Origin of the sequence: Zhongshania aquatica (assembly GCF_027257955.1) — a bacterium.
Lineage (GTDB): Bacteria > Pseudomonadota > Gammaproteobacteria > Pseudomonadales > Spongiibacteraceae > Spongiibacter > Spongiibacter aquatica.
Genome location: NZ_JANZNQ010000001.1, coordinates 221,728 through 246,159 on the forward strand (window position 1 = coordinate 221,728; position 24,432 = coordinate 246,159).

The following is a 24,432-nucleotide window of genomic DNA, read 5'->3' on the forward strand; positions in this document are numbered from 1 at the left end:
TGCGCTGCAACACAATCTAATAAACAAGGGTTAACCATGAGCCAAACCGACAAAACCACCGCGACAGCACCCCGCAACAGCAAAGATATTGAGCACTGGGACATCGACACGGATATCGCCATTATTGGTTTTGGGGGCGCTGGCGCCTCTGCTGCCATCGAAGCGGCGGACGCTGGTAGCAAGGTTTGCATTTTTGAGCTGGCAAGTGCCAGTGGTGGCTCTACCGCTCTTTCCAGCGCCGAGATATACATGGGCGGCAACGGCGGCACGCCGGTACAGCAAGCCTGTGGCTACCATGACGAAACAGAGAATATGGTGAACTATCTGAAAGCCTGCTTTGGTAATCAGGCCGACGACGAAAAAATTCGCCACTACTGCGAAAACAGCATTAGCCACTACAATTGGCTTACCAGCCACGGCGTGCCTTTCAAAATGACTGAGTTGAAAGAGCGCGCCATTATGGCCCTCACCGACGACTGTTTATTATTCACCGGCAATGAGAAGGCCTATCCCTTTACCGAGCACGCCACCCCCGTACCTCGTGGTCACAATCTGGAAGTGGAAGGCGACAACGGCGGCCCTCTGTTAATGAAGCTTCTGACCGAGGCCGTCAATGCTCGCAATGTAGAAGTCCACTACGACAGCCGAGCACTCACCCTTGTTGTAAACGACGATGGTGCAATTGAGGGGGTAGTAGTGCGGATTGATCAACAGGAAAAAGCCGTACGTGCGCGCAAGGGCGTTATTTTGTGTGCGGGCGGATTCTGTATGAATGAAGACATGGTGAGAAAATACGCGCCGACTTTCGACCGCGGTCTCATTCCCATTGGCAATCCCGGCGACACAGGTAGCGGTATTCTAATGGGTATGGGCGTCGGTGCTGGCACAACAAATATGCATGAATGCTTTGTTAGCCTGCCTTATTACCCACCGGCATCTCTGACCTACGGCATTCTTGTTAATGACAAAGCCCAGCGCTTTATCAATGAAGACTGCTACCACGGTCGCGTCGGCTATAACGCGCTCATCCAGCAAAATAATTCTGCGCGGATTTATTTTATTACCGATGTAGAAGGTTATGGCGACTACGAAAAAATGAGCTACCTTGGCGCCACCGTTGCCGGCACCGGCGACAGCATTGCCGAATTAGAACAGGAATTAGGTCTGCCAGAATCGAGTCTAGAACACACCGTCAACACCTACAATAAACATGCAGAAACCGGCGACGACCCCTACTTTCATAAAAGCAAAGCGTGGCTGCGCCCCATTGCACCACCCTATGTTGCGCTGGACTGTACCCTAGGACGCGGCCCGTTTTATCCCTTCTTCACCTTAGGTGGATTAGACACTCTGCCCACTGGCGAGGTGCTTTCACCAGAGCGCAAGGTGATAAAGGGCTTATACGCTGCTGGCCGCACGACGGCGGGAATTCCTCGCACTGCAGCGGGTTACGCCAGTGGTATGTCGGTGGGTGACGTAACCTATTTTGGTCGCCTAGCAGGCAAAACTGCGGCGCTGTCGTAAGCACAGTCGGCCCGCCGATTTTACGATATTCAATGCTATAAAATTTAAATTTTAAATATAAAAAAGCCCGCGCAAGCGCGGGCTAGCGATAGCGAGCCGTCGCGCTTACAGTATGTTACCCAAATTCAAAAGCTGAGTTTCACCATTGCTGTCGTCAACGCCGTCATTATCGTTGACCATCAGCACATCGCCATTTTTCATTACGGCAATACCTTCGATTTTCTCTGTCACTAAACCATTAGTCGCCATCATGTCGGGTAATACATCGCGTACCAAGGATTTGCCAACAATCGCACCGTCGGCTAAGCCAGAGGTATCGAACTTGTACAGACGTTTGATCGCCGCATCGGGACCACCTTGATTATCGCGCTCGATGACTAAGAATTTACCGTCACCAATCGCCGTGATTTCAGACAAACCAACCCAGCCGCCATTCTGCGATTCTGGCGCATCCAAAGGATAGAAGAGGAATGACCATATTCCAGCGGCAATATCATATATACCGATACGAACATTGGCTTCACCTTCCCATGCACGTTGGAAGGCAACGTACAATTTGCCTTGATACTCAGCAACACCTTCAAATCCATTTTTGCGCTGCAAGGCGTTTACCGCTGGAGGTAAGGTCACCGCTTGCTGTATCACACCCGACGCATCGGTTTTGATAAGGAGGTTCATACTTTTTACGGGACCGTCAACGGCGTTACCCGAACCTTCAGATGCCACCCAAAGACTACCATCGGCTAGTTTAGCGACACCTTCTAGATCAATGTTCACGGTTTTATCGGCGTTAATTGCGTCAGCGGGCAATGTCCCTACCGGCAAGGCAGCTAAAACATCATTACTATCAGTAATGCGAGTTTCTTTGGTAATGACCGCAGGGTGATTACTCACATCCAAAGTGAAAATGCGGTTCTGCTTGTAAAAACTATCATCCACTGAGTAAACAAGATTGCTGTTTGCTGGGTCCGCCGACAGCCCAGACAATGCACTCCAGGATATCGGCGAACCATCCAAACGATCATTCGAAACGATGGTTGGATATGCCGCCGACGCGAAACCGTACTGATAGATATTTAACGACGAACGAATGACGTCGTCACGACTATCAGCCTCACTGGCAACCACTAACAGATTTCGAGATGGAATCGCCAGCGCACCTTCGGGCGCAACGCCTGCGGGGAGTACTTGCTTGAGCATCGGCTTAGTAAAATCGGCAACGTCGTAAACAAAGACCACACTCGCCCGCTCCGAGTTTACAAACAGGTAACGCTCACTACCGAAGACGCCAAACTCTGCATTTTCTGGTTCATTCCCTTTATTCTCAGAACGAGATTCTGGATAGTGACCATAGCGCGCCGTCAATTGATCTAAAGTATTGCCTGCTTCATATACCACTTCACCAGCAGTATTAAAGACGCTAAAGCTGCGGCTACCCCCATCGAGGTCGCCCTCGTTAGCCGTAACGAAGTACTCGGTAGACAACCAACTTACGCCATCTGGTTCACGTAATACGCCTGTTAAACTTTCGTTTTGGGTAATCACGTCATCTTCGTTAGCGTCCACTCCTGTTAAATCAACTGTACCGGCGCTGAAATGATTGACGATGCTGCCATCCGACAATTTCACAAGCACGATATGGTTGTTTTCTTGCAAAGAAATTACGGCAATGTTGTCGCTGTTAATGTCGACAAATTCCGGCTCTGGGTCAGTCGGGTATAAATCAGCCAAACCTGTCATCGCAACGGTTTGGGTCGTCCAGGCTGCTGGCTCGCCGCTTAAATTTAGAATAACGATAGAACCTGCAGGCAACTGTGGTGGCGCACCATCGCCCAAGTCTTCGTCACGCTCGTTTTCAATAACAACAACCGCATAGTTGCCATCGGGACTAACTGCAACAGAATCTGGTTGACCGCCAATGTCGATACTGCGCACGATACTCCGCGTGGCAATATCAACTACATTCAACGTGCCAGATACGTTCACGTAATCTGCTGACGTATTCACACCGACCAAGGCGTAATTCCCCTTCACAGAAACCGAGGTAGGCTCGCCAGACAGCGGTAATACGCCCAATACGGTTGGCTTAGAGGGATCAGTAATATCTACAAAGCCGAGACGTTCAGCAGGGCTGTCGGTGTAAATAAGCGTCATACCGTCAGTGCTAGCCGCGACGATTTCAGCAGACGTCTCATCATCGGTATCGCAGCTCATGTCATCTTGTAAACAAACCGGAAGAGCAGCAATACGATTAAAATTCTTTGCTTCATTCAATACAGTTGGCGCACAGATATAAGAGGTATCTGTCACTTCGCTATCAGACAGGACATCGTCGGCATCGGTATCTCTACCAGACTCAACCATAAGGCCGCCACTGAAACACTGCTCATTTCCGGCGTTTAGACTTGTTTGGCGAATCAGGCTATTAAAGCCATTACTACCATCGGTGCCATTACTTCCATTGGCGCCATTGTTACCATCAACGCCATTTTGACCGTTAACACCATCCCGGCCATCATCACCGCCGCAAGCAGCGAGAAACAAAGGGGTAGCCAGAGCAATGCCCCACGCCAAAGCTGTCTTTTTAAATTGCATCTTTCCTCCAATAAATATACGCGAAATTTTAATCGCCAAAGTCTATCGAGGGATTGCGACAAAACGCTGACAGTTAGATGTCAGATTGATGGAGTTTATGTGACAAAGGGAATTTACAATTGATATTAAAGAAAGGGGGGAAAAAATAAAAAAGTGGCTAAACGCTCTGATGCCGAAGACATCAGAGCCATAGTTTTTTAATCCCTATAAGCACAGATATGCTTGGCGGCTTGGTAGGCAAAAGTCATCGCTGGCCCCAAGGTTGAACCTGGGCCGGGGTATGTCGGCAATACCGCTGCACTGCAATTGCCAATAGCATACAAACCGTCGATAACCGAACCATCCTCTTTCAGTACCTGGGCATTGGGGTTAGTTGCTAAGCCACCCTGGGTACCAAAATCCCCCGCTTCTAAACGCATGGCATAGAAAGGCGCTTCATCAATAGCACCCAAACATGGATTGGGCTCAAAACGTGGATCGCCGTAGTAGCGATCGTAGGCAGAATCCCCGCGTTGAAAATCTTCATCTTTACCCGTTTTAGCGTAGCCATTCATTTTGCCAACGGTTTTTTCAAGATTATCTGCGTCAATGCCAAGTTGTTCAGCGAGTTCACGAATGGTTGCGGCCTTACCCACCAGTTTGGTATCAAACCATTCTTTAGGGATACTCCAGTCCGGTTTCAATGAGGCCGTCATCAAGGGGCCAACAATATAGTCGCGACGGAAACGGGCATCGAATATTTGATACATCGGTGAACACGGCGTTTCGTCACTGTGCTTTTTATACAAGTCTTTCTGGAAGGCCATATAGTTTTGCGATTCATTGGCAAAACGCTCACCGCGCAAATTCACAATACAAGAGCCCGGATATGACTTTTCCATAATACTTAAGCGTGGCGCTGGCTCGCCCGGCACAGATACGGTGGTACACCACCACGCACCGTCCATTAACCTCGTTGCGGCTCCTAAGGCCAAACCCTGCTGAATGGCGTCGCCGGTATTGCCTTCTACACCACCACTCCAGTCGGTGCTGGTTGGCGCAGGCAGATACTTTTCACGCATTTCTTGGTTCCGCTCAAAACCGCCAGCAGCCAAGACAACCCCCTTACGCGCCTGCACACGTATCGATTTGCCATTGCGCTTCACTATCGCGCCGACAACACGACCGTCTTCATGGATTAAGTCTTCCATTGGAGAGCTTGCCCACAGTGGTATATTGCGTTTTTTGAGCGAGTACCAAAGCCGCGCCACACCAGCCGCGCCGGTACATACTTGTCGACTAAGGCCATTACCCTTAAACCACCAACCTAGATCGAAGGCCCATTGCGCCACCAGCTTCATGGTTAGCTTTATCCAACCCGGCCCCTGCAGCACCAAAAGCGCGGCTTCTACTTGGGTAAAATAGATTTTGCTGAACATGCGCATCATGTGATGACTCGGCCGCAGTCTTTGAACATCGTCACCGAGCAGGGATGAATCAAAGCGTTCGGGTTCCATCGACCTGTGGCCGGTGCGTGAGCCTTCAACATTGGTGTAGTAATCGGGATAGTGCTCTAAGGTTTCGTAGCGGACATCCGTACGTTCATGAAGAAAGTCGATCATCTTCGGGCCATTCGTTAAATAGGCATCGACCATTTCCTCCGGCACCGCGCCCTCCGGGGTGGTGCTTAACAAATATTGCTTCGCATCGTCAAAGCTATCCTTCGCACCAGCCGCCATTGCGTAACGGTTGCAGGGTATCCACACACCACCACCGGAGGTTGCACTGGTGCCGCCAATTTCTGCGGATTTTTCTATCACAAGGACATCTTTCACGCCCATTTCATAGCAGCTCAGAGCCGCCGTCAGCGCCCCATTACCGCTGCCAACGACAAGTACATCGACGCTGTGATCCCACCTTGTTTCTGCCATTATTCTTATTCCCGCTTATATCTTGGTCTTAATAGTTTCAAACCTAGGCTATTATTTCACCTAGAGAAAGGCACTCAACTAGACTTGTGCTTAAAAGAGGGTAATCACCCAATCTAGCGCACTAAATATTGTTCAGCGCAAATTAGATCTAGCGACTATGATCCGCCGTATTACTTTGCGCTAATAATCCGCCATCATAAACTGCGCACACATTGATCCCTATCATCCGTCTGTATTAGCTATATACAATAGGCATCTTCGGCTGGCGCTATGCAGTATCAAAGATAGCGTAAATTCCATAAACACACTGGGCTGTGACCATGACCCGCTCTAAAACCAAGACATCAGCAGCAGCATCGCTCTACCAGCGATATTTAGAACGTGCCATCATTCAGCACGGCTCGTTAACGGCCGTAGAAGAAAGTCTACCGACATCCCGTAGCAACAAGGCGCTCATGGCGATTAAAGATGATCGCTACCTAGCCGAAATGACGGCCTGTGTATTCAGAGCCGGCTTTGTATGGCGCATCATCGAACTAAAATGGGAAGGTTTCGAAACCGTATTCAATCATTTTCTACCCATCTGGGTCGCATCACGATCGCCGGAAGAAATTGAGGACATGGCTAGCGACACGCGCATCGTGCGCAATCTGACCAAGGTGAAGTCAGTCCAGGAAAACGCCTTATTTATTCTCGACGTACAGCGTGAATTTGGGTCCTTCGGCAAATTTCTGGCAAATTGGCCAGAGGATGATATCGTCGGATTGTGGGCCTACCTCAAAAAATACGGTAACCGTTTAGGCGGGAACTCGGGCCAATATTTTTTACGATTTATGGGCAAAGATACCTTCGTACTCAGCCGGGATGTTTGCACCGCACTATGCGCCGAGGGAATAGTAGATAAGACCCAAATTAGCAGTCAGCGCGACCTTAAAGCCGTACAAACCGCCTTTAACGAGATGCGCGCTGAAAGCGGCCGCTCGCTCGCCGAATTAAGTATGATACTTGCCTTATCGATTGGCCCCGCTTAAGCAACTCTAATTCACTTCGACGGTAATACTAGCGTCATACTCTGATGGCAGGATGACGGCCTCGCTAAGCTGCATCTAAAGAGGCTACAACGTGGTGCATGCCATCAGCACTAACAACCTTTCAAATATTCAAGATATTGTTCAAAACCGACAGGTTTACAGTGTCTATCAAGCTATTGTCGACACACAAACAATGTCCGTTACCGCCTACGAAGCCTTAAGCCGCGGACCCGATGGGCTTCTGCACAATCCATTAGCTCTCTTTGATCACGCCCACTGCGCCGGCATAACAGCCGAACTGGAATTTTTATGCGTTGAACTGGCCTGCACGAGTTTCGACGCCTCGCTTAAACAGCGACTATTTCTAAATATACATCCGCAGATATTGCTCCATCCTAGCTGCAAATCAAAACTGCTAGAAAGTATCAAAACCAACCCTGCGCTCTGTCCGAAAAATATTGTACTTGAACTTAGTGAGCGTGAATCTATTGAGGATTTTGATTCATTTCGAGCAGTGTTAGCCGACTATCGAGATATGGGTTTCGGCATTGCCATCGACGATTTAGGTGCCGCCTATTGCGGTTTACAACGCTGGCTAGAATTAAAACCCGAGTTTATAAAAATCGATCGGCACTTTATTCAAAACATCCACGTTAATAAGGAAAAAGCCGATTTTATGCGCGGGCTAGTGTCGCTTGCCGCTACCACACAGTCCGAACTTATTGTCGAGGGCGTTGAGCTTCGCGATGAGGCAGAACTACTTCACAATTTGGGCGTTCGACTCATGCAGGGCTACTATTTCCATCGCCCTGGAAAAACAGTCGGTAGTCATATTGATAAATACCGCTTCGGTGAGCTAAATCTGGTGCCAAGTGAGCACGATTTAGCAAAGAACCACAACATTGCCGATCTTATCATTCCCTGTAATGCCTTGGACTGTAATACCCGCCTAGATCAGGTCATCGAACATTTCCACACCCATAAGAACCTCAACGCCATTCCACTGATTGATGGCAATGGACTGGCACTAGGCATTATTACTCGACGACAGGCGCTAGACGTGTATACCCGGGAATTTGGCAGGGAGCTAAACAGCCGTAAACCGGTCCGCCATTTTATGGATCACACACCCCTGATAATTGACGCAGCAACATCATTCGAAGCGGCGAGCCACCAATTAACCAACAACAGCGAAGAAGATCTCATACAAGAGTTTATTGTTAGCAATGACCGTCGATACGTAGGCATAGTCAAAACCATCGATTTATTAAGAACGATTACCGAGCAGCAGATTCGCAGTGCGCGCTACGCCAATCCGCTCACCTTGCTTCCAGGCAACGTGCCCATCGATGAAACCATTTCTAAACTATTGCGACAACGAGCGGATTTTTGGGTCGCTTATTGCGACATCAATAATTTTAAAGCCTTTAACGATGCCTACGGATATAGCCAAGGGGACATTGCGATTACTGTGTTAGCAGACGTTATCAAAGCGCATTGCGATTCAGCGGTCGACTTTGTCGGCCACGTTGGCGGCGATGATTTCATTATTGTATTTCAAATCCGCGTGCCAGAGGACGAGTGCGCCGCTATCTGCTTCGATTTTCAGAGTAAGGTCTTGGCGCTCTACGATGATACCGCAATTCAGAATGGCGGGATTTCCACCCTTGATCGGCAAGGCCATTCTACTTTCTACGCCACCATGAGCCTTTCCATTGGACTCGTTCATCCAGATGCCATGACAGTGACTTCTGCCCATGCAGTGAGCGCCTTGGCTAGCGATGCAAAAAAAGAAGCAAAAAAATTAAGTGACGGCGGTGTATACCGCTCTCGTCGCCGTCACTAAAAAGTCTGTTAATGCGCGTGGGCAACCACGCCCACTTGCGGCATATTCGCCAGACCAATGTCGCGAGCATGCTCTTCAAAATCCTTATTCTTCCAAAAGAACGCACCGGGCATAGTGGTGGGAATAACCAAAACATAAAACAGTGTGCGACCGATTATTGCAGTCACCAAGGCCGACAGACATAGCAGTAATGCGAGCCCAAACGTGGTGACACTTGGCGCGACGAATATAAGCGATATAGCAATCACTACATTGGCTGCCAGCACCGTATTACGCAACACATAGCTTTTGCCAAACACCGTAGACTGGATGTAGTGGGACACGCTGCCTTCGTTATTCGCCTTATCCATAGCGCCCGCATGAAACCACAAGCCCAGCCCTTCCATCATACTACCCAGCGCAATACCTCCCAGTGCAATAGTAAATAACTGCGCCACATTCCCACCAAAGGCTATGAGTGTTGGTATACCCACAACGCCAAGCAATACGCTACCGAGAGTGATTGCGGTACCTAGAAATGAAGTGGCGGTCTGCCAGTGATTCCAAAATGGCCGCGCGGGAATTCGGTAGCAGCGATACATATAGTAAAGCCCGACAGAGCCGGACATTAAAGCCAAATAACCGCATGCGGCGGCGAATCCATTTAAATGCCCCCAATCGCCAACAACCTTAATAAACACCTCATTCGCCGGCAGCATTGCCAATAAGTGCACACCTGCAAACACCATATAAAGCAGCATTCCCAGACCTTCGCGGCAGACGGGCGAATGCCGAAGGTTATTGAAGCCGCGATAAAAACGCCAAGGTTTTCCTAAGTGGGTTGCTGACATCAACATCCCTAGCCCTGCAAGACCGACAGTAAGCGCCATCAAAGGCACATACATCACCGAGTTACGCATTGCCGCCAAGCTGTCAATACCGAGCTGCGCCCCTAAGAATGCAATTAAAAATGCGCCCAGTGAGGCTTGGCTTACCAAGGTGAAGATCACCAAAGGATTTTCCCGTGAGTTTAATTTAGATAGGCTCCACTTTTTCTCAACGCCTTTTTTCTGATCGACCACTGGGCGGTACTGTCCGTCGTCACCCTTGTGATATTTCACTGCCATGCCATCTGTCCGCGTCACTTCATCAGGCATATTTTTAATTTGCTGGAAGCGAATATTGGGATGGGTAATCTCGGGATCGGGAAAACCGGGAATGCTGAGCTTGCCTTGCTCACGATTATCAGGGAGATCATCCACCACCCCGAAATTCAGAGCGTTACCCAAGCAGGCAGTCACGCAAGCAGGTTTAAGATTCACCTCAAGTCGATCAACACACATATTACACTTAGACACCTGCCCCTTAATCGGGTCTAACTGCGGCGCATTGTAGGGACATACCCACGTGCAATAGCCGCAGCCAAAGCAGGTCTCTGGATCTTGCAGAACCGCACCGTATTCAACGTGTTTGGTGTAGGCGCGCGTAGGGCAGCCCTTTAAACAAACAGGATCGTCGCAATGGTTGCAGGCCATGGAGATATTCATGCGCTTAAAGTCTGGGTAGGTGCCACCCTCAACATAACCCACAGAACGAAAACTAATGTGCGCTGGGTTGTCATTCTTTTCACTACAGGCAGCCTCGCAGGCATGGCAACCTATGCAATTATCGGCAGTAAAATGAAAGGCATGTTGTTTATTTCTATTTGGATTCGCACCTACGCCGGGCTCTTCGTTAATAAACATTTCTCGACCCGCGGGAAGCGAGCCACCAGTGCGAGCAATTAGATCGATAGGGGCTTCATAATAATTGACCGCCGGCGCGGTAGACTCCTTAAGAAAAGCATACCCAGGTTCATCGTCTCGTACTTTCCACATAGTTACTGCCCTTTATCGGGTGACTGAATAAATGATTCAGTCACCACAGAGTTTTTAAAATCCCACGTCATCGTATGCGCCTACCTAATGTCATCCCCGACAATAAGCCATATCAATATGCGCGGCGCTCAACATTTAATCGTCCAGCTTCTTTCTGATCTATTTGCTCAATCCGCACAGCACACTGCTTAAACGCCGGTTGACGAGAGTATGGGTCGAGTAAGCCGAGGGATAAGCGATTAACACAATCGTGGTAATGCATCGGGATAAAGACCATATTGTGAGGCACGCGCTGAGTAAGCTGTACCATCACTATTGCATCGCCACGCTTGGACACCAGCCTTACATAGCTTTGATGCTTCACGCCCTGCTCGCGCGCAGAGTCAGGATTCATTTCCATATAGGCCGTTGGGCTGAATTTATTCAGATTGCCAATTTTTCCCGTCTTCGTTCTGGTATGAAAATGCTCTACAACCCGGCCACTGTTTAACCAAAAGGGATAGCTTTCGTCCGGCACTTCGTTGTCTTCTATATAAGCCATGGCTAGGAGATTGGCCTTGCCATTAGGCGTTGGAAAAATGCCGTCGGAATACAATCGAGGATTACCGGTAGCCTCTCCCTCTCGCATAGGCCATTGAATGCCCCGTTGCGCCTCGATCAGGTCATGGCTCATACCGGAAATATCTAAATTCCGCTTATCACCCTTTGACAATAATTTCATTTCGTCGAAGATATCAGAGGATAATTCAGGGAAGGTCATGGCACGGCCACGCTCAAAGCGCTTGGCCAGTTCACTGAATATCCAATGATCCGGTTTAGCCTGCCCCGGCGGTTCAACAAATTTGCGTACTAGATTTACGCGACGCTCAGTATTGGTTTGCACCCCCTCCTTCTCACCCCAGAGCGCACCCGGCAAATAAACATGGGCGAAGTTAACGGTTTCACAATCTTTATAGCCGTCTTGAACGACCATAAACTCAAGTTTCTCCAATGCTTTTTTGATACGTGGTTGATTGGGCATAGAGGTCAGGGGGTTTGTTGCCACAATCCACAAAGCCTTAATTTCGCCTGATTCGATAGCGGGAAAGATATCTGTCTGCTGAAGACCACGTTTGGCTGGGAAAAAATCGGCATCGACTCCCCAAAATTTAGCCACCTCGTCGCGATGCTCTTGCTTTTCCAGCATACGGTAGCCCGGCAAACCCGAACAGGATGACCATTCACGGGTACCCATGGCATTGCACTGACCGGTAATAGACAAACTGGTACCGCCCGGCACACCAATATTACCGGTGATCAAATTTAGATTATTAATACCGCAAACACCGTCCGTACCGTGGGTACTCTGATTAATCCCCATTGTCCAAATACTCATGGCCGAAGGAGCCTTGGCGTAAATGCGTGCGACGTTTTTGATCATATCGGCGTCGATACCGCAAATACGCGACGCGGTCACTGGATCATACTTAGCGACAGTCGCCTTTAACTCCTCAAAGCCATTACAGTGCGCCTCGATATAGGCCTCGTCCTGTAGGCCTTCGGCCAAAATTACATGGGCAAGTGCGTTTAGCAGCACTAAATCTGTTCCCGGAGTGATGGGAAGATGAATATCAGCAAACTGGGCAAACATCGTTACTCGCGGATCGACCACGATTAAGGGGAATTTTCGTTTTTCTAGCGCTTCTTTGAGACGCCAATAGATAATCGGATGCTGCTCAGGTAGGTTTGAACCAAACGCCATCAAACAGTGTGTATTTTCAAAGTCGTCGTAACATCCCGGCGGACCGTCAGCGCCAAAAGACCGCTTATAGCCAGAGACCGCCGACGCCATACATAGCGTGGTATTGCCATCGTAATTGTTTGTACCAAGAACACCGCGCACGAGCTTGCCTAAAGTGTAAAACTCTTCGGTCAAGAGCTGGCCTGTGGACACAACGGCAACGCTATCGCGACCATATTTCTCTTGGATACGCGTAAATTCTTCAGCGGTTTTATCCAATGCGGCATCCCAGCTCGCAGGCTGAAAGGTATCGTATATTTTATTGCGCATTAACGGTTCGGTGCCACGACCTGCGGTGCCACTTAACTCGTGCTCAAAAATACCTTTAATACATAGCTTGCCCTGATTTACAGGCGCATTACCCTTTCCGCGACTGGCGACTGGCTTACCTTCGACATTCAAACCAACCTCAATGGAGCAGCCTGTTGAGCAGTAACCGCAGACGGCGTACTTCCACTCCACCACCTTCTTATCTGTAATTGCAATTGGCTTGCGATTTTTCCGGCCAAATATCATCTATTTCTCTCCCTTGCCGACGCGCACCAATTTAAAGCACTAGTTCAGCAGCATACCGTTTCGAAGCGCACCATTATGGTGAAAACACACCTGTTTATGGCCTCTATACGCCGGAAGTAACAAGATCCATGCCATATAAACACAAGGATAAATAAAGTAGCGAATGGCTAAAAAATAGCGTGCGCGCTATGGCTTGCTGAAGACTAAGGGGGATAAAACAAAGAGCGGAAAACAAAAAACGCAGACAAAAAAAAAGAGGCCCGAAGGCCTCTTCTACTGACTCACAAGGTGAATCTGATCTTACTCAACTACTTCCGCCTGCATTACGGCAATAACGCGACGGTTGGCACGACGACCATCCGCAGTTTTATTGTCAGCAATCGGACGCTCTTCACCATAACCCACTGCGCTCAGACGATTAGCAGCGATACCGTAATCACGGATCAAAGCATTCCGAACAGCATCAGCACGGCGCTGAGAAAGCTGTTTGTTGTAAGCTGCTGCGCCATTGCTATCAGCGTGACCTTCAACAACAGTGCTCACTCCAGCAAACTGGTTCATGAAGTCAGCAACTTTCTTCAGCTCAGCTGCATAGGCAACCGGAATAGCATCAGAGTTGTTAGCAAAGTTAATTTCTAACTTGATGCTTTCTGAGTGCTTAAGGACAAACTTACAACCAAACTTGTCTACTTGACGACCAGCTGGTGTGTTAGGGCACTTATCACGGTAGTTCGGCACGCCGTCACCGTCTTTGTCTAAAGCACAACCTTTAGCATCAACAGCAACACCGGCAGGTGTACCTGGGCACTGGTCAACACCATCTTCAACACCATCAGCATCCGAATCGCCAACAACTACCGGCGCAGGAGCTGGCATTGGAGCAGCGCTGCCGCCTAGCGCGTAGCTCAAACCAACAGATACAATACCATCTGCTGTTTCACGGTCAGTACCGTAAACATAACGCGCATCACCGCGCACAGACCAAGCACTGTCGATCAGGTAACGTAGACCACCACCCGCATTCAACTGGGTTTGAGAATCATAAGCACCGTTATTGAAGTCTGATTCCACAACACCAATACCACCCGCTAGATAAGGGGTAACTTTTGAGCTGTTGCTAAAATAGCGCAATACATCAAGGCTAGTACCCATCACATCTTGATCGACAGAACTAAAGCCTTGATCATTGTCTGCTTCACTGTAAAACCCGCGAAGTTCAAGACCCCAATCTTTGTTAAATTTGCGCTCAGCACCGAGAAGAACTACGGCAGCTGGGTCTAGGTTACGGCTTCCATCATAAACCATGTAACCAATTGCTGGATTTAAATACCACTTACCGTCTTCAGCAGCTGATGCTAATGAAGGGCAAATCGCCGCCGCTATTGCAGCACCTAATAGGACTTTACGCATAACTCTCCCCCTAATTTTTTTAAACTTCCTTTATCAATGCCGTGAAAGCACGTCATTGGTTCAGAATAACACGAGCAACACTGCTTGCACGTCTGAATTTGAGTAATTTTACCAAGGCAATCCGTAATTTCACCATAAAAAAGTAAAAAACGATTTTACAATGATATCAGGCGCTAAGAGGTTTGAATCTCATGTGAGTTCCCTCTATCCGACTAAAAATAGCCGTATTTACACTTATTAACAATAATATTGATAAAAATCACCAGCTCATTGCCTGCTTTATAAAAGGAATGGTGAGCTTGCGCTGCTCGACCATACTCAAGCGATCTAAAACATTAAGCAAATCAAATAGGCTCTTAGCATCACGCTGGCAACGCGCATAAATGTATTCTGCCACTGCATCAGACACTAAAATGCCACGCATTTTAGCCTTGAACTGCAGAGCTGCCATGCGCTCAGCCTCGTCTAACGACGTCAACTTATAGCTACTCAAGCTCTGCAAGCGCGAAAGCAAATCTGGTAATCCAAGCTGCAACTGAGAATGAGGTAGGGATGATGAAACAAGTAAACTAGTCTCTGACTGCAAAATACTATTGTAGCAATTAAAGACCGCACGCTCCCAAGACTCATTCCCCGCGATTAGCTGAATATCATCGAAGCAGAGCAGATCCAAATACGCCGCGCCATCAAGAACAGCCTCAGGATCGAATTCCAACACTTCCGCAACAGGTATATACCGAGCGTAACGCCCCACTGCTTCAGCCTGATGACAGCAAGCCTGCAACAAGTGACTAAGCCCGCCCCCGCCATAAAGGTAAATCCACTTTTCACCCTCGCCAGTCGCCTGCTGTCTAAGCTGATTCACAAGTAGGCGATGATGCTCTGATGTATAGAAATTATCGAAGGTGGCTTCGGTATCTAACTTAAGCGCCAAAGGAAGCTGGGGACTGGCCATCATTGTTCTGTCGTTTCCGAATCGTCAATATCGACAGCCGCCCCATAGAGTCCGCTGAGCTTATAATAGTCGTGCAGGTGGTTAATCATAACCTTGATCACCGCCGCGACGGGCAAGGCGAGCAAAATACCAACAAAACCAAACAACTGCCCGCCGGCCAGAATAGCAAAAATAACAACCACCGGATGCAAACCAATCTTGTCACCAACCAAGATGGGAGTAAGCACCATCGACTCTAGCATTTGACCAATGCCAAACACCGCCGCGACACCGGCAAGTGGTAACAGACTGTCAAATTGAAAGAACGCGGCGACCCCAGCAGCAGAAATACCAATAATGACACCCAAGTAAGGCACAATGCTTGCCAGTCCCGCCAGCAATCCCAGCACCAGTGCCAATTCAAGCCCCACCAACCATAGCCCCAGCGTGTACACCAATGACAAGGCCAGCATGACCAGTAGTTGACCTCTCGCAAATGCACCCAAAATCTCATCGCACTGTTGCGCAATTTCTACCGTACGCAGTTCTACCGACCGCGGCAGAAAATTCCGGATGGCGGCCATCAACACATCCCAATCCCGCAGTAAATAAAAGGTAACCACGGGCACCAAGGTGACATTGGCTATCCAAGTTAGTAGCGCCATGCTGGAGCCACTGACCTTGCCCCACAAATAAAACAAGATACCGCCAGCACTCTCCCAATGTTTACTCAATGCTTCACGAGCTGCATCCATCGGTTTTGTCTGCTCAGGTAAATCAAGATACTGACGTAAGGTTGGCAACCCCGTCTGCTGAAGCCAGGCCAAGCCTTCATATATGCGTTCAACCAACAACTGAATCTGATCGATTAGCAAGGGCACACTGACCAAAAACAGCAATCCGCCGAGCAGCGTCAATCCCACAAACACTGTCACCACTGACATGGTTCGCGACATTCCGCGCGCCTCAAGCCTATCTGCCAAAGGATCACCGATATAGGCTAAGACCGCTGCCAGCAAAAATGGCATTAATATAGGCGCCAATAAATGTACCAGCAACACGAAGGCAATCGCGGCGAGCAAACCCCAAACCGGCTTGGATATACTAATCACAGATGACGGCCCGACCACTGATAATAACCGCGCACTGGTCTTGGTACGGCCTTAGCGCCATCAGCAGTCGTTTCGAGCAATCGGCCGTCAAGACTCAAAAAGCGCTTCACTTTTTCCATGTCATCTTTCAACACCAATTCCAAAATTAATTCATCCTTATCTAACCAGACCGTATTGGCATGCTGAATAACAGCCAAACCCTCTAGATAAGTAACTAAACTTGCGTAGCTCGCGAAGTCATTAATACCCGAAACATGAATTAAGGTATTTGAACTACTACCAGCGACCGCTGACACCGAGTAACTCGCCGCCTGCATATCGGCGAGATAATCTATAGGTGGGGCAAACACATCCGAATCCGTCAAGCCATCACTATCTATGCGTAGCGACTGATCACCTTGCAACACCACCCAGCTCCCCACCCACTGCCCGGTAGAAAATTGGGTCACGCGGCCCATCAAAATAAAAGGTGTCGAGTATCGAGCGGAAGCCAAGCGAACATCTTCTTCCGACATTTGCCATAACTGATTCACACTTAAATTTGAGGAATCAGCAAGATCAAACAAGGGCATTTGCACAACCACGCCACGTCGTTCCGCCTCAGCCTGCAATGCAGCCATTATGTCTGCACTCGCCTCGGCGCCCACAAATTGTCGACCATCTACGGTATCTGCAACCAACCACACGAGCACCGCCGGTCGATTTGCGGACCATATCGGTAATCCACCCGACTGCAGCGTTGCATTCACCTGACGTGGAGAAAAGCTTAACTTCAACACCAACTCATCGGCACCATCAGCACTTCTATTTCGCTGATAGCGAAACTGGGTCATATAAGGCTCAGGATCGGCAAGTGCCGCCGATACGATGGGATTATCGCGCACTTGCCGCCTACCCGACACCCGAATAAACACGCGCTCTAAGGCCTTGGCAGCACCTTGCTTAAGAACGTCCCGGGATTGCGATTCAACCACCAGCTCCTCATCGTATAGGTTGCCAACGATTGCTGCCGCAACGTGACCAGACAATGCAGCTGAAATAGCAAAGGCTGCCACCAACACCCGAATAATTTGTATCACTATATATACGCCCTTTCCCCTACCGCGATTGGCCATTGTAGCAAGCCACCAAGTGCTCGTCGTGACTAGTGGCAAAAAGTCACCTTTTTGCTGCTGAATTAAACTTTCAATCAAGCTAGAATAGCGCCCTCTTAGAGGACAGCCAACGATTATGACTGACACCAGTAAGCCAAGCTTAAGTTACAAAGACGCCGGCGTAGACATTGATGCCGGTGATGCGCTAGTAGAACGCATTAAAGATGTCGCCAAACGCACCCGCCGCCCAGAGGTCATGAGTGGCCTTGGTGGTTTCGGAGCACTGTGCCAAATTCCAACAGGTTATAAAGAACCTGTACTGGTTTCAGGCACTGACGGCGTCGGCACCAAATTAAAACTTGCGATGGAAGTCGGAATTCACGACACCATCGGTATTGATCTTGTCGCCATGTGCGTCAACGATCTGCTAGTCACAGGCGCAGAGCCCCTGTTCTTTCTCGACTATTACGCCACCGGCGCACTAAATGTCGACATTGCAGCAAACGTCGTGAGCGGCATTGGCAATGGCTGCGAGCAAGCGGGTTGCGCATTGGTCGGCGGCGAAACGGCCGAAATGCCGGGCATGTACGAAGGCGATGACTACGATCTTGCTGGTTTTTGTGTCGGCATCGTTGAAAAAGCCAACATCATTGATGGCAGTTCAGTTCGTATTGGCGACAAATTAATTGGCGTCACCTCATCTGGCCCCCACTCCAATGGCTACTCGCTGATTCGTAAAATCATAGAACACAGCGGCGCCAAACTTGATCAAGCCTTTGGCGACAGCACGCTGGGTGAAACCCTGCTTGCGCCCACAAAAATTTACATTAAACCAATGCTTCGCGTGATTAAGCAGTATCGCGTTAACGCACTGGCCCACATTACCGGCGGCGGTCTATTAGAAAATATTCCCCGCGTGCTGCCCCGTAATACCAAAGCAGTTATCGACGGCAACAGCTGGGAACGCCCTGCTATATTTAACTGGCTTCAAGAACAGGGCAATGTTGAAGCACGGGAAATGTATCGCACGTTTAACTGTGGTATCGGCATGGTACTGGCCGTTGCGAGTGATGATGCAGAAAGGGTTATCGACATGCTAAATCAACAGGGCGAAACCGCCATGCTGATTGGCAGCATCGAAGCTGCTGGAGAAGACGAGCCAAAAGTCATTATTGAAGGCTTGTAATTCCATGCCATGCAAGTTGGTCATTCTTTTGTCTGGAAGCGGCTCTAATTTGCAGGCATTTATTGATGCCTGCAAAAGCAAAGAATTGCCCAACACGGAAATACGCGCTGTTATCAGCAACAAGGCCGATGCTCTCGGCCTTGTTCGCGCAGAACAAGCAGGAATAACCACCGCCTGTATTGATCACAAACAGTTTTCGAGCCGTGAAGAATTTGACGCCGTCCTGCAAAACACCATAGACCAATTCGATGCAGATCTTGTCGTACTCGCAGGGTTTATGCGCATCCTCACACCCGGCTTTGTTCGCCATTATTTAGGTCGCTTGATTAATATTCACCCATCACTGCTTCCCAAATATCCCGGTTTACACACCCATCAGCGTGCCTTAGACGCAGGCGATACCGAAGCTGGCGCAACCGTTCACTTTGTCACCGAAGAGCTTGATGGCGGCCCACCTATAATTCAGGCAAAAATACCGATATTTGATGGTGATGATGCTGCAACACTTGCCGACAGGGTATTGTCGAAAGAACACACAATCTACCCTTTGGCGGCAAGATGGTTTGCCGAAGGACGTTTGAGTTTGCAGAATTCTAAGGCGGTACTCGATGATAAAAATCTTCCCGAAAACGGTGTGCTCTTTCAGCCGAACTAGCCTGCTTACATTGCTTTTTTGCGCTATACCCAGTCTTGGCCACGCCAGTGGCGGTATTAGCCTAGATCCCAATGCTAGCCCAACGATGGTAACCCAAGTACAAGCCATTGAACCCATCAAGACCGCAGCTCCTGTAAAACCCGCAAATAGTGCTACACCTACAATCAAATCCGGCGTCAAAGAAAGCATTCTACCTTATCAAGCCGAGTACAAAATCAGCAGCAACAGCTTAACGACTACCGCCACGCGCACCTTAATCAAACAGGGGAATAAGTGGTTACTATCCCAACATGCCAAACTCATGTTTATAAAAGTAAAAGAAGAAAGCGTCATTGAAAGTACCGATGAAGGCTTACGTCCGCTGCACTATGAATATGAAAACAATATGAGCAGTAAGCAAGATCAAAGTATTAATTTCGACTGGGCTACAAGCTCTGCCAGCGACAACAAATATCGCAAGCCATGGTCCTCAAAAATCAGTGACGACACCTTCGACCAGCTAGGCGCGCAACTGAAAATGCGGGAATCACTAATTAGCCATCGCCTCGGTAAAGAAATGAGCCAAACCGTGGTAAATCGAGGCAAGCACAAAACCTACACCATCAAAAAGATTGGCGAAGAAACCATCGACAGCGCAGTCGGCAAATTAAATACCGTCAAATTATTACGTTCACGCCCGGGCAGCAGCAGCGAAACCACCGTGTGGATGGCAAAAGACTGGAATTACTTAATCGTGAGATTAGAACAACGAGAAGATGATGAGGTTTATTCGTTGGAATTGATTAATGCCACCCTAGACGGCACTGCAATCAAAGGTCTGAGCCAGTAAATAGAATAAAACCAATAAAATCGAGTATGACTATATGCGGAACAATAACCACTAAAAGTGAGATACGCCCGCAGTCTTAAGTGAAATTATGCTTGAAAACAGACGCGCCCACACCGCTAGCGACACAGACGCCTTTCTATCGATCAAGTCTTAGGAAGGGTCACACCCGTCTGGCCCTGATACTTGCCACCGCGGTCTTTATAGCTGACGTCGCAAATCTCGTCGGACTCAAAAAACAGCATCTGCGCCACGCCTTCATTGGCATAGATTTTTGCAGGTAAGGTTGTGGTGTTTGAAAACTCCAAAGTCACGTGACCTTCCCATTCAGGCTCTAGCGGCGTGACGTTAACAATAATCCCACAGCGCGCGTAGGTCGATTTACCCAAACACATTGTCAACACGCTACGCGGAATACGGAAGTATTCTACGGTACGGGCCAGCGCAAATGAGTTAGGAGGAATAATGCAGTAGTCGGCGGTGATGTCGACAAAGCTTTTCTCGTCGAAGGCTTTCGGATCAACCGTCGCAGAATAGGTATTGGTGAACACCTTGAATTCATTAGAACAGCGAACATCGTAACCGTAGCTAGATGTGCCATAAGATATAATTTTAGCGTCGTCACGCACGCGCACCTGACCCGGCTCAAAAGGCTCAATCATGCCCTCATTTTCAGCCATACGACGAATCCACTTATCGGCCTTAATACTCATTGCGCTCCCTCTAGCTGTTTATTCATACCATCTGCCAATCTACGCATACGACTTAATCGTCGCTGATCGAAATATTTGGAAATGCATTACTTTGTACTCGCTGGCGTTTGGCCAACTCCGCAGTCATACCAATCGCCACCTGCCGATACAACATGGCCGCATCGCCCTCAGGATCAGCTGCCAACACTGGCTTACCACAATCCGCCTGCTCCCTAATTTGCAGCGACAAAGGCAAAGCACCCAGCATGGGCACATTATAAGATTGCGCCATGCGTTCGCCACCACCTTGACCAAAAACATGCTCTTGGTGACCACATTCACTACAAATATGCACGGCCATGTTTTCGATAATACCCAATACGGGAACTGACACCTTGCGGAACATTTCAATGCCTTTCTTGGCATCTAATAAAGCAATATCTTGCGGTGTAGTGACAACAACTGCACCGGATACCGGTACTTTCTGGGACAGCGTTAATTGAATATCACCTGTGCCCGGCGGCATATCAATAATCAGATAATCTAAATCCTGCCAATAGGTTTGATTCAGCAGCTGCTGCAAGGCACCTGTTGCCATCGGTCCGCGCCACACCATCGGTGTATCAGCTGTGACTAAATAGCCCATAGACATAGATTGAACGCCGTAGGCCTCAATCGGCAACAAGTAATGGGTGCCGTATTGCTTTGGACGCTGGCCCTCAGGAATACCGAGCATCATTTGCACGCTAGGTCCGTATATATCTGCGTCTAACAAACCTACCCGCGCACCCTCAGCCGCCAAAGCCAACGCCAAATTTACCGACGTAGTGGATTTACCCACCCCGCCCTTACCCGACGCGACCGCAATAATATTACGAACATTTTCCATGCTCTTAATATTCTGCTGTGCCGCATAAGGCGCAACCTTCCAGCTCACTTTAACGGTGCCAGAGGCAACGCCGGCAATGTTCTTCAGCGTGTCACCAAGCAACTGCTCATATTGTTGCTGTACACTTTTTGCTGGGAAACCAAGTTCAATAGTGACATCAACACGGTCGCCGCTCACGGCGAGAGACACCATATCAGCAAGCTCCACCAGCGGCGAAGACAAACCGGGCAACACCACGGCCATCAACTCTTCGCGGACTCTGGATTCCAGCGCTGCTGTCATATCTTTCCCCTGCTTTTAGTAAATATTGAATTAGCCGGCGAGTATACGCGCCACGCCCATATCGAACAACGCCGAGACAGATGCGCCAGACAGTCAAAAACGCTATAATCTCGCGCCTTTAAGTCCATTCAAGCCGCGACCACATACTGTCTCGGCTAGCACCACTAAACAAGGAAACCCATGTCGCGCAAGATTCTGGTCACCAGTGCCCTGCCCTACGCCAACGGCCCACTCCATCTCGGTCATTTACTGGAATCTATCCAGACTGACATTTGGGTTCGTTACCAGAAATTACGCGGCAATGACTGCATTTATTTATGCGCCGACGATGCCCACGGCACTGCCATTATGTTAACGGCCGAGAAACTGGGCATTACGCCAGAAGAGCAAATTGCGCGGGTAAAAGCCGAGCATGAACGTGATTTGGCGGGTTTTCATATCCGCTTCGACAATTACCACTCCACCCATTCACCTGAGTGCCAACATTACTCAGAAGAAATTTATCGCCGCCTCGATGCCAACGGCCATATCGAGCGCCGCGACGTTACCCAGCTTTTCGACCCGGAAAAGAATTTATTTTTAGCCGACCGCTACATCAAAGGCACTTGCCCCAAGTGTAAAACCGACGACCAATACGGCGATAACTGCGAAGCCTGCGGCGCGACCTACACGCCAGCGGAATTAATAAATCCGCGCTCCGCCATTTCTGGCGCGACACCTATTGAGAAAAGCTCCACCCATTTTTTCTTTAAACTCGGTGACTTTGAAAACTTGCTGCGCAACTGGACCGGCAGCGAAGCGCTACAGCCACAAATCGCCAACAAGCTACGCGAATGGCTAGATGCTGGCCTGCAAAGCTGGGACATTTCACGGGACGCCCCCTACTTCGGTTTTGAGATTCCCGGCGCACCGGGTAAATATTTCTACGTTTGGCTAGACGCACCCATCGGCTACATGGCCAGCTGCGCTAACTGGTGCGAAAAAAACGGTCGCGATTTCAATGAATACTGGGGCCTAGACTCCAAGGCTGAGCTTTACCATTTTATTGGCAAAGACATTATCAATTTCCACGGATTGTTCTGGCCAGCCATGCTCGACTCAGCGGGTTTCCGCCAGCCCACTGCCATTTACGCCCACGGCTTTTTAACCGTCAATGGCAAGAAAATGTCTAAGTCTCGGGGTACGTTCATTAAAGCCGAAACCTACCTAAAGCACCTGCCAGCTGAATATTTACGCTATTACTTTGCCGCCAAATTGTCTGGTGCAGTAGATGACATCGACCTTAATCTGGAAGATTTCGTCAACCGTGTAAATTCTGATCTCGTCGGCAAGCTGGTCAATATCGCCAGCCGCAGCGCCAAATTTGTTCAAAAAGGCAATGATGGCAAGCTGAGTGGCAGCCAACACAATGCAGCACTATGGCAGCAAGTTACCGGCGCCAGTGAAAATATCGCCCAGCTTTTTGAACAGCGTGAATACAGCAAAGCCGTGCGTGAAATAATGGCTCTCGCTGACGCGACCAACGAATACTTTGATTCTTGCGAACCATGGAAGCTGGCTAAATCAGATGATACTGTCGCACTTGCCGCAGACGTCGCGTCGCAGTGCATCGACATTTTCCGCGTACTCGCTACCTACCTTTCTCCCGTATTACCCGAGTTGGCCAAGCAAGCTGAACAATTTTTAAATTGCTCACTCACCTGGCAAGGCGAGTTCACACCGCTGCACAACCACGCCATCGAGCCATTCAAAGCGATGATGAGCCGGGTGGATGCCGACAAAGTCGCCGCAATGGTTGAGGAGAGCAGTGACAATACTCCCGCACCTGCACCTGTCGTCAAACCGAAAAAGGCGGCAAAAGACAAAGACACCGGTATCACCGACACAATCGCCTACCCAGACTTTGCTAAAATCGATCTACGAGTGGCGGAAATCATTGCCGCAGAAGCTGTAGAAGGCGCAGACAAACTACTTAAATTGACCCTCAGCCTTGGTGATTTAGGCACACGCCAAGTCTTTGCGGGTATTAAAACTGCCTATAATGCCGAACAGTTGGTGGGCAAGCTCACCGTCATGGTTGCCAATCTCGAAGCGCGTAAAATGCGCTTTGGTATGTCAGAGGGTATGGTGCTCGCGGCCGGCCCAGGCGACCAGGAAATTTGGTTGCTCAGCCCTGACAGCGGCGCCAAAGCGGGAATGAAAATTCAGTAAATGCATTAGTCTGCTCATAATCGGCAGACTGAGAGCATTACCGTATTTTAAATTGAACGCTTGATCGAAATAAACTAAGATCG

At 49.1% G+C, this 24,432-nt stretch carries 17 protein-coding genes; 7 read left to right on the top strand and 10 right to left on the bottom strand.

The genetic code is table 11. The annotated features are described in order from the left end of the window. Positions 1-36: 36 nt before the first annotated feature. On the top strand, positions 37-1,524 hold the full coding sequence (locus O9X78_RS00975; protein WP_269617729.1) for an FAD-dependent oxidoreductase: 1,488 nt from the start codon (positions 37-39) through the stop codon (positions 1,522-1,524). A 105-nt stretch (positions 1,525-1,629) separates the two neighbouring features. Here O9X78_RS00975 and O9X78_RS00980 read toward each other — a convergent pair whose 3' ends face one another. Together O9X78_RS00980 and O9X78_RS00985 are read right to left on the bottom strand one after the other, a co-directional pair. Continuing rightward, entirely contained in the window at positions 1,630-4,119 is a 2,490-nt protein-coding gene (locus tag O9X78_RS00980) for an esterase-like activity of phytase family protein (RefSeq protein WP_269617730.1), read from the bottom strand. 197 nt (positions 4,120-4,316) lie between these two features. Next, positions 4,317-6,029 (bottom strand): FAD-binding protein, encoded by a 1,713-nt coding sequence (locus O9X78_RS00985; protein ID WP_269617731.1) that lies wholly within the window; start codon positions 6,027-6,029, stop codon positions 4,317-4,319. A gap of 320 nt (positions 6,030-6,349) precedes the next feature. Here O9X78_RS00985 and O9X78_RS00990 point away from each other — a divergent pair, with 320 nt between their 5' ends. Continuing rightward, positions 6,350-7,060: a DNA-3-methyladenine glycosylase I gene (locus O9X78_RS00990; RefSeq protein WP_269617732.1), complete on the top strand. Its 711-nt coding sequence runs from the start codon at positions 6,350-6,352 to the stop codon at positions 7,058-7,060. A 91-nt stretch (positions 7,061-7,151) separates the two neighbouring features. Beyond that, a complete protein-coding gene (locus O9X78_RS00995; RefSeq protein WP_269617733.1) occupies positions 7,152-8,906 on the top strand; it encodes a bifunctional diguanylate cyclase/phosphodiesterase in 1,755 nt (584 codons plus the stop codon). Between the two features lie 8 nt (positions 8,907-8,914). Here the strand turns inward: O9X78_RS00995 and O9X78_RS01000 are convergent, their stop codons facing one another. The 6 genes from O9X78_RS01000 to O9X78_RS01025 form a co-directional block, all read right to left on the bottom strand. Then, positions 8,915-10,762, bottom strand: a complete 1,848-nt coding sequence (locus O9X78_RS01000) for a DmsC/YnfH family molybdoenzyme membrane anchor subunit (protein ID WP_269617734.1) — start codon at positions 10,760-10,762, stop codon at positions 8,915-8,917. A gap of 112 nt (positions 10,763-10,874) precedes the next feature. Continuing rightward, positions 10,875-13,058, bottom strand: coding sequence for a molybdopterin oxidoreductase family protein (locus O9X78_RS01005; protein ID WP_269617735.1), 2,184 nt, complete (start codon positions 13,056-13,058; stop codon positions 10,875-10,877). Positions 13,059-13,358: 300 nt separating this feature from the next. Further along, entirely contained in the window at positions 13,359-14,468 is a 1,110-nt protein-coding gene (locus O9X78_RS01010) for an OmpA family protein (protein WP_269617736.1), read from the bottom strand. 259 nt (positions 14,469-14,727) lie between these two features. After that, a complete protein-coding gene (gene hda / locus O9X78_RS01015; RefSeq protein ID WP_269617737.1) occupies positions 14,728-15,426 on the bottom strand; it encodes a DnaA regulatory inactivator Hda in 699 nt (232 codons plus the stop codon). Further along, a complete protein-coding gene (locus O9X78_RS01020) occupies positions 15,423-16,514 on the bottom strand; it encodes an AI-2E family transporter (RefSeq protein WP_269617738.1) in 1,092 nt (363 codons plus the stop codon). The genes hda and O9X78_RS01020 overlap by 4 nt, the downstream gene beginning before the upstream one ends. Next, complete coding sequence (locus tag O9X78_RS01025) at positions 16,511-17,593, bottom strand: DUF2066 domain-containing protein (RefSeq protein ID WP_269617739.1); 1,083 nt, start codon at positions 17,591-17,593, stop codon at positions 16,511-16,513. Before O9X78_RS01025 ends, O9X78_RS01020 begins: the two co-directional genes overlap by 4 nt. A gap of 151 nt (positions 17,594-17,744) precedes the next feature. Between O9X78_RS01025 and purM the strand changes: the two genes are divergently transcribed. The 3 genes from purM to O9X78_RS01040 are packed head-to-tail and all read left to right on the top strand — an operon-like array spanning position 17,745 to position 20,278. Further along, positions 17,745-18,794, top strand: coding sequence for a phosphoribosylformylglycinamidine cyclo-ligase (purM, locus tag O9X78_RS01030; protein ID WP_269617740.1), 1,050 nt, complete (start codon positions 17,745-17,747; stop codon positions 18,792-18,794). Positions 18,795-18,798: 4 nt separating this feature from the next. Then, positions 18,799-19,449: a phosphoribosylglycinamide formyltransferase gene (gene purN / locus O9X78_RS01035; protein WP_269617741.1), complete on the top strand. Its 651-nt coding sequence runs from the start codon at positions 18,799-18,801 to the stop codon at positions 19,447-19,449. Next, the gene (locus O9X78_RS01040; RefSeq protein WP_269617742.1) at positions 19,403-20,278 is read left to right on the top strand and encodes a DUF3108 domain-containing protein; all 876 of its coding nucleotides are present in this window, start codon (positions 19,403-19,405) and stop codon (positions 20,276-20,278) included. Before purN ends, O9X78_RS01040 begins: the two co-directional genes overlap by 47 nt. Positions 20,279-20,421: 143 nt before the next feature. Here the strand turns inward: O9X78_RS01040 and dcd are convergent, their stop codons facing one another. Together dcd and apbC are read right to left on the bottom strand one after the other, a co-directional pair. Next, positions 20,422-20,988: a dCTP deaminase gene (gene dcd / locus O9X78_RS01045; RefSeq protein WP_269617743.1), complete on the bottom strand. Its 567-nt coding sequence runs from the start codon at positions 20,986-20,988 to the stop codon at positions 20,422-20,424. A 52-nt stretch (positions 20,989-21,040) separates the two neighbouring features. Further along, positions 21,041-22,138 carry an iron-sulfur cluster carrier protein ApbC gene (gene apbC, locus O9X78_RS01050; protein WP_269617744.1) on the bottom strand — a complete coding sequence of 366 codons (1,098 nt, stop codon included), beginning with the start codon at positions 22,136-22,138 and terminating at the stop codon, positions 21,041-21,043. A gap of 180 nt (positions 22,139-22,318) precedes the next feature. Here apbC and metG point away from each other — a divergent pair, with 180 nt between their 5' ends. Next, the gene (metG, locus tag O9X78_RS01055) at positions 22,319-24,349 is read left to right on the top strand and encodes a methionine--tRNA ligase (protein WP_269617745.1); all 2,031 of its coding nucleotides are present in this window, start codon (positions 22,319-22,321) and stop codon (positions 24,347-24,349) included. Positions 24,350-24,432: the final 83 nt, after the last annotated feature.

What these genes read in the sequence shown, in the direction of transcription:
- O9X78_RS00975 (WP_269617729.1), top strand. Translation starts at nt 37, where the DNA reads ATGAGCCAAACCGACAAAACCACCGCGACAGCACCCCGCAACAGCAAA.
- O9X78_RS00980 (WP_269617730.1), bottom strand. Translation starts at nt 4,119, where the DNA reads ATGCAATTTAAAAAGACAGCTTTGGCGTGGGGCATTGCTCTGGCTACC.
- O9X78_RS00985 (WP_269617731.1), bottom strand. Translation starts at nt 6,029, where the DNA reads ATGGCAGAAACAAGGTGGGATCACAGCGTCGATGTACTTGTCGTTGGC.
- O9X78_RS00990 (WP_269617732.1), top strand. Translation starts at nt 6,350, where the DNA reads ATGACCCGCTCTAAAACCAAGACATCAGCAGCAGCATCGCTCTACCAG.
- O9X78_RS01000 (WP_269617734.1), bottom strand. Translation starts at nt 10,762, where the DNA reads ATGTGGAAAGTACGAGACGATGAACCTGGGTATGCTTTTCTTAAGGAG.
- O9X78_RS01005 (WP_269617735.1), bottom strand. Translation starts at nt 13,058, where the DNA reads ATGATATTTGGCCGGAAAAATCGCAAGCCAATTGCAATTACAGATAAG.
- O9X78_RS01010 (WP_269617736.1), bottom strand. Translation starts at nt 14,468, where the DNA reads ATGCGTAAAGTCCTATTAGGTGCTGCAATAGCGGCGGCGATTTGCCCT.
- hda (WP_269617737.1), bottom strand. Translation starts at nt 15,426, where the DNA reads ATGATGGCCAGTCCCCAGCTTCCTTTGGCGCTTAAGTTAGATACCGAA.
- purM (WP_269617740.1), top strand. Translation starts at nt 17,745, where the DNA reads ATGACTGACACCAGTAAGCCAAGCTTAAGTTACAAAGACGCCGGCGTA.
- purN (WP_269617741.1), top strand. Translation starts at nt 18,799, where the DNA reads ATGCCATGCAAGTTGGTCATTCTTTTGTCTGGAAGCGGCTCTAATTTG.
- O9X78_RS01040 (WP_269617742.1), top strand. Translation starts at nt 19,403, where the DNA reads ATGATAAAAATCTTCCCGAAAACGGTGTGCTCTTTCAGCCGAACTAGC.
- dcd (WP_269617743.1), bottom strand. Translation starts at nt 20,988, where the DNA reads ATGAGTATTAAGGCCGATAAGTGGATTCGTCGTATGGCTGAAAATGAG.
- apbC (WP_269617744.1), bottom strand. Translation starts at nt 22,138, where the DNA reads ATGACAGCAGCGCTGGAATCCAGAGTCCGCGAAGAGTTGATGGCCGTG.
- metG (WP_269617745.1), top strand. Translation starts at nt 22,319, where the DNA reads ATGTCGCGCAAGATTCTGGTCACCAGTGCCCTGCCCTACGCCAACGGC.